The 2,407-nt window shown below is 40.7% G+C and carries 1 protein-coding gene and 2 pseudogenes; 1 reads left to right on the forward strand and 2 read right to left on the reverse strand.

Annotation, left to right across the window (positions count from 1 at the left end):
* Positions 1–488: 488 nt before the first annotated feature.
* Both C234_RS18090 and C234_RS0112855 read right to left on the reverse strand, forming a co-directional pair.
* Positions 489–856: pseudogene (locus C234_RS18090) on the reverse strand (WbuC family cupin fold metalloprotein); the annotation flags it as partial.
* A gap of 23 nt (positions 857–879) precedes the next feature.
* Positions 880–2,202 carry a DegT/DnrJ/EryC1/StrS family aminotransferase gene (locus tag C234_RS0112855; protein WP_051290272.1) on the reverse strand — a complete coding sequence of 441 codons (1,323 nt, stop codon included), beginning with the start codon at positions 2,200–2,202 and terminating at the stop codon, positions 880–882.
* 63 nt (positions 2,203–2,265) lie between these two features.
* Here C234_RS0112855 and C234_RS18315 point away from each other — a divergent pair.
* Positions 2,266–2,407, forward strand: a pseudogene (locus C234_RS18315) (IS982 family transposase); the annotation flags it as partial.

Consider the following 2,407-nt stretch of genomic DNA (forward strand, 5'->3'; position numbering starts at 1 on the left):
TGTGTAGCCATAGTCTTGAAGGGGTTGTTTATCCTTCAAGATAATAAATTCATCAAAACTGTAACAGCATACTCCGATTTTGTGGAGAAGTGGGCACCTGCATTATCTTCCTAAAAGTGTAACAGCATGCTCTGATTCAGATAACACTATTTAACTGTTTTGAGCGGAGTGTAACAGCATGCTCCGTTTTCGCCACCTTTCTTCATATTATCTATTATTCTTACCCAATTGAGGCCAGAACAAATACTTGCAGAATATCCATGCGGCATGTATAAAGCGTTTCATAATCCCAATTCTTTCATTGCCCATTCCACTTCTTCTTTGGGGATATGCAGATAGTTACTTAAATCCTGAGCGGTAAGTTCCGCAAGGTTACCATCCGCTCTTTCTTTACCGATAAGATAAGTGATTTGCTTCATCAAATCCTCTTTGCGTATTTGTGATAAGCCAAACTCACTGGAACAGAAAGACTCCGTACCATCTTCTCCGTACTTGCCATCCTTACCTTCATAGATTACAGACGGTTCATGTACGTCAATAGTATGCCATTGTCCTTTGGGGACAACACATCCCATTGTATTTCCGGTATGAGAAAGATGAATGCGCTCCACTTCCCTTCCATCTTCATCATATAGCACTTCATCCACACTGCCACATAAACAAAGCACACATTTTCTGTACTATTGGAATGACGATGAATAGGAGCAACCGTATCTGGCATTAACGCATATAGCAAGCACTGCGATGAATCTTCGTCTGCCGATGTGCGCAAATCGAATGCAGCACGGAGGCGCGGATTCTCTTTTGCCTATATCAATAAAGCATTTAGAAATTCTTTATCAAAGACTTGATTCATGACATTTCTACTTAACAACCACTTTATTCTGCAATAGCCTCTTTGATGCTCTCTACAATATATCGTACATCGTCATCGGTAACATACGGACCAGCAGGCAGACACATACCAATTTTGAAAATATCTTCTTCCACACCATTTGTATATACAGGAGCCTCTGCATATACAGGCTGTTTATGCATTGGTTTCCACACAGGACGGCATTCCACTTTCTTGTTGAGCATGAACACGCGCATTGCCTCTACATTATCATTTGGCTGACAATCGGTAGTGGGAGAATCCACCTGATGAATCACACCTGCAGCACCACCTACGGCAGTCTTGATAACTTCCTTGTATGCATTCTCTTGACCTTTGACCTTTAGTGAAGGATCAAGTGTCATGGTACATAGCCAATAATTGGAATCATATCGTGAATCTACGGGCTGCTTGTTAATCTTTACTCCAGGTATGTCTTTCATCAAGTCCTCATATAATGCCTGAACATGTTTATGGTGAGCGATATGAGCATCCAATACAGTCATCTGGCCGCGACCAATACCTGCACAAACATTACTCATACGGTAGTTGAACCCGATAGCTGTATGCTGATAATAAGGATAAGCATCACGAGCTTGGGTTGCATGCCACATAACTTTATTCGCATCTTCAGCGTTACGGCAAATGAGAGCACCACCGCCAGAGGTAGTAATCATCTTGTTACCATTAAATGAGAGAACACCATAATTGCCAAAAGTTCCGAGCACCTGACCATCAAAGCGAGACCCCATACCTTCTGCAGCATCCTCGATTACAGGAATACCATATTTATCGGCAATAGCCATAATCCTGTCAATCTGATAAGGCATACCATAGAGAGCTACAGGAATAATAGCTTTTGGAAACTTGCCAGTTTTCTCTTTTCTGTCGATGATAGCTTTCTCTAACAATTCAGGATCCATATTCCACGTTTCCTCCTCCGAACCGATGAACACTGGTTTTGCACCAAGATAGGTAATTGGATGTGAAGAAGCACAGAATGTGAAACTCTGCACACAGACTTCATCACCTGCTTGAACGCCACTAGCGATCAAGGCCAAGTGAACAGCTGCAGTTCCTGCCGAAAGGCACACTACTTTACTATCAAGAGGTTCTTTACCATCTGTCTTACTGTTTACAAAGTCAGCAAGACTCTCCTCAAAAGCATTTACATTAGGCCCCATTGGTACCACCCAATTGGTGTCAAAAGCTTCTTTTATATACTTCTGTTCAATCCCGTCCTCACTCATGTGAGCCAAGCAGAGATATATTGTAGTTCTGTTTTTATTCTCATTATTAGAACCTACGATTTTTAAATCTTCTGACATAATCTTATATAGTATTTGATTGTTTTTACCCGTTGGTTGAATTAAAAATCTAAATATTTACAAATGAAAAAGTTGCACATATCACTGATTTTTAGTAATTTAATGGTAGATAAACCGTTGAATACTATTTATCTGCATATGCGCAACTTCATAGCAAATTTCGTCAGAATTCTCGGAATCTGCAAGGATTTCGCCGGAAATCGTG

Source organism: Bacteroides pyogenes DSM 20611 = JCM 6294, assembly GCF_000428105.1.
Taxonomy (GTDB): Bacteria; Bacteroidota; Bacteroidia; order Bacteroidales; family Bacteroidaceae; genus Bacteroides; species Bacteroides pyogenes.